The sequence below is a fragment of the Vibrio sonorensis genome, from assembly GCF_001854765.1.
In the GTDB taxonomy this organism is placed as follows: domain Bacteria; phylum Pseudomonadota; class Gammaproteobacteria; order Enterobacterales; family Vibrionaceae; genus Vibrio; species Vibrio sonorensis.
This window is the reverse complement of record NZ_LJJE01000010.1, coordinates 1-3609: the sequence shown is the minus strand read 5'-3', so window position 1 is coordinate 3609 and position 3609 is coordinate 1. Positions and strand designations below refer to the sequence as shown.

General features: G+C 39.1%; 2 protein-coding genes and 2 pseudogenes. 1 reads left to right on the top strand and 3 read right to left on the bottom strand.

The genetic code is table 11. From position 1 onward, the window contains the following. A pseudogene (locus BLO31_RS22950) lies at positions 1 to 306 on the top strand (IS5/IS1182 family transposase); the annotation flags it as partial. A gap of 125 nt (positions 307 to 431) precedes the next feature. Here the strand turns inward: BLO31_RS22950 and BLO31_RS24225 are convergent. From BLO31_RS24225 to BLO31_RS02195, 3 genes and pseudogenes are all read right to left on the bottom strand, one after another. Then, positions 432 to 851, bottom strand: a pseudogene (locus BLO31_RS24225) (transposase); the annotation flags it as partial. A 143-nt stretch (positions 852 to 994) separates the two neighbouring features. Next, positions 995 to 1678, bottom strand: coding sequence for a protein kinase family protein (locus BLO31_RS02200; RefSeq protein ID WP_245688360.1), 684 nt, complete (start codon positions 1676 to 1678; stop codon positions 995 to 997). Between the two features lie 1023 nt (positions 1679 to 2701). Then, on the bottom strand, positions 2702 to 3280 hold the full coding sequence (locus BLO31_RS02195; RefSeq protein WP_070962684.1) for an outer membrane beta-barrel protein: 579 nt from the start codon (positions 3278 to 3280) through the stop codon (positions 2702 to 2704). Positions 3281 to 3609: the final 329 nt, after the last annotated feature.

Sequence of the window (3609 nt, the reverse complement as noted above, 5' to 3'; positions counted from 1 at the left end):
GGTCATATGGGGCTTATGACACGAGGGATTGCCACGCAGCAATCCGTATTAAACGAGCCGTGGCTCTTATCCCTCCAAGAGAGGGAGCGGCATTCTGGGAAAGAGGTCATCCGAGAAATTTAGCAGTTGGTTGCCAAAGGCTATATGGTTCGAACAAGCATTGGAAAAAGCGCTATGGCTACCACAAGCACGGCGATGTATCGCGTAAATCAACGATTAGGTGCTTCACTCACGCTTCGAAATTACAACGCACAAGTGGGTGAGAACTACGCCATGGTTAAAGCACTCAACAAGCTATTTGGGTAGGTTAGCCCGAAACCCACTATGTTGTTTAAAAACCGAACTATGTAACTAGGGTCCGCTCTTTCGCCGAATTCGGCAACAAAGCCTCCCTATGTACGTCTGAGTGCTGCTTCATCATGAACTTCGTTTTCTGCGCCACGCTTTTTCACTTTCCACTTACTCTTACTGAAGACTTTGAGGCCCGTCGAATCAATCGCTATATGGCGAATAATCCCTCTAGACCGATTGCGACATTTGACCTGAACCGTCTTCGAGCGTTTACGAATACGGGTGTAGTCAGGGTAGGTCGGCGGAACATCTGTTAGCCAAAGATAGCGTCGACAAAGCCTTAAAGAGCAAGTAAAGACGGAGAGGGTATCCCCTTAATCGTCAAGGCGTATCAATCGCTGCTTCAGTCTACTTGGAGCCTCTCCCATACTTACCGTGATGGGCTTTACACAGCCATGCATCTACGTCTGAATCGTCTGTCTAGAACGTGACCTGCCCCGCCTACCAAGAGCCTTATTGTACCCTGTCCAGTTAATAATCTTCTTATTCGCTTTACCCATGTCACCACAGCTCAAACCATCACGAAGGATCCGATCGCAAGAATTGAAAAAGGTTCAACTGATTTAGGCAACAACGCCAACAGCAGATTTAATATCTCGCCACATATCTATAGCGCTGGGTGTACGATCCCAAACGTTGACACTTAAGCTCTGGACAACGCCATGCTAAATGGTGAGCCCAGCGACTCTGCTGTTTTACGAGGTACACCCTTTAGAATATCCTCATGAGTAAAAGTTAGTTGTTCACCTGCAATGATTTCCATCAGCATCAGTGCTGTATGATATATATCCATAGTTCGACCAATTTTCCCAAAGTCTGCGCTGTTTAATACTTCAGGCGCAATCATCCATTCTGCAACAATGGTGTTATGATCAATTGATTTTTCGAGATTAGCCAAACCGAGGTCTGCGATTTTAAAGGTACCAGAAGGCATTCTTTTATCAACGTTATTTGATAAGAATATATTTTCCAAATGAAGGTCTTTATGAACATACCCGTTGCGATGGATAAAGTCTAAACCATGTAATATATCTCGTGCTATATATGGTAGATGTGCGACACGATCAAAACTACGTTGGTATACCAAACTTCCCAAGGTCGATTTGCACTTTTCAAGTATAATATAAAACGTATCTCTATATTCAAATGCTTGATGAATGAATGTGATATTAGGGTGACGAAGAGTTTTCAAGGAACTAAACTCTTTTTTCCATTCGTACCTAACTTTCTCATAAGTGTTGTCATTTGGGTTAATGACTTTAGCAACCAAACGGTTACCCCATTCATCTGTGCAATCATAAACATCCCCAAAGGAACCACGACCGATTTTCTTTCCTATGTAAAAACTAACACCATTACAATCGATTGTTTGTCCTTCTTTGGGGGGGTGAAATATCGTACCATTTTACCTCTATGTGATCATTTGAAAAGATAATTAAAAGAAAGCCATACAAAGTTACAATCAGATTTTATTACTTCGTGGTTTCGCTGTTCCCTAACACGGATAAAAATGTAACGTTTATGGGGTAGAGCTTAGGATAAATGTTGACCGTTGATATCGGTAGACTTTCTTAAATTAGAAATTATTATTTTCGACATTAGGATAACGAAGAGGCTATTGCGGTTAATTTTTTGGGATGAATTACATCACTAGGCTACGCTAATACGTCTTCCTCTGTCAAACTCCTCAATTCCGTCATCATAGAGAGCACCGCGATAGTAGCACAATGCTTTCGACCTAAAATTTGTCGTGATAACAACTTTTGGATGAACTTTGTTCAGAGCCACAATGTTCAATTGATTTTCTACGCTCGGATTTCTGAGCCAGAATGCGTTTAGTGAGTAAATCACACTCGGTCTGTTAGCCTAAATACGTATAAACGAAGCCACGTCTTAGAACACACGGAACAGCACCTTTCACATGTGCTGAATCGGTCAGTAAAACGATTATCTGTCGCTGCTCGCTCATAAAAGCAACCAATATCTATTCGAACAACGTAGTTTTGAATTTGCGAAGTACAACGACCTCGAAAACATCGTGTAACAATGCTGTATGTTCCAACGCCGTCTCATCGAAGACAATCCCTTCCCTATAGTTTCATAAGAGAATGTTCTAAACCTCCGTCCAACCTAGCTTTCGCAGGTAGCCCAAGTAATGTAAAAAACTATCCTTCAGTATGCCTATTATCAGCTCACAGGTAATCTATGATCTTCTCCGATATTATCAGCAAAAACGTCTCTAAACCCAAAAAAGCTACCAACCCATTTAAATAGTTCACCTATGTGATACGTACTAAATAGTCAGGATGTGTGTCCAGCATCGGTCTAAAATGTCTTAATCAAAATCCTATTAAAAGTTAAAGCCCAAGACAAGAGATATCTGAAATGAATCGTATGAACCAATATCGAAACGTGACTTAGTTCTATCTTCTTTACCAATCCAAGGTATGTACTCTAGTTGCAACCCCAAGTCGAGGTTTTTAGCTACCTCTCGTTCAACTCGACCTCCAACCACGGGTGAAAAACCGTCTAAGCTAAGGTTGCCAACATCCGACTGTTCGTTTCTTTCTAACTGCCAATATCCCGATCCTGCAAAAATATATGTGTCAAGTTCTAATCCTATTTTTTTATGATACTCCAATAAAACAGAAATTGTTTTCTCATTCAAATAAATATCTTTTCCTTCAGTTGATTCTGAAATGTCAAAAAAGTTGTATTCGATTCTTCCGTGAAAATCACTGGTAAGAGGATATGAAAAAAATAAACCATAGCTTTCATCAATTGTTAATTTATCACGATAACTTTTATCATTGACTCCTTTAACTCCTAATTTTACTCCAACTTTACTGCCTGTAAAAAGCTCGGAAGATAAACTATTCTCACTTGAGAACAATGCTAAAACAAAAAAAACAAATAACATAAGTTTCATATTTCTATTTCCAGGTAAATTTATTTTCCTATTTTTATATTAATTCAGACATCAGTGAATTAAGTTTATAGAAATTAATTCATAACTCTTATCTCGTAACAAAAACAATTAACTAGCACCTAATTTTATGAATATTGCATACGAAACATGACAAAGGGTTTCAACCATTAGGACAGTTAAGAATAGAACATTAACTTGGTTTTAGTCATCTTTTTAAAAAAAAATAAAAATTAATTAAAATTTATTTTTATCCTAACGCATGGATCTATATCTGAGGACAGGGCGGGAGCATACTTTGACCAGTTTCTATCCAAAGAATATCTTGGCTC

Bases quoted from the DNA above. Each gene is read 5' to 3' on its own strand.
- BLO31_RS02195 (WP_070962684.1), bottom strand. From the start codon at position 3,280: ATGAAACTTATGTTATTTGTTTTTTTTGTTTTAGCATTGTTCTCAAGT.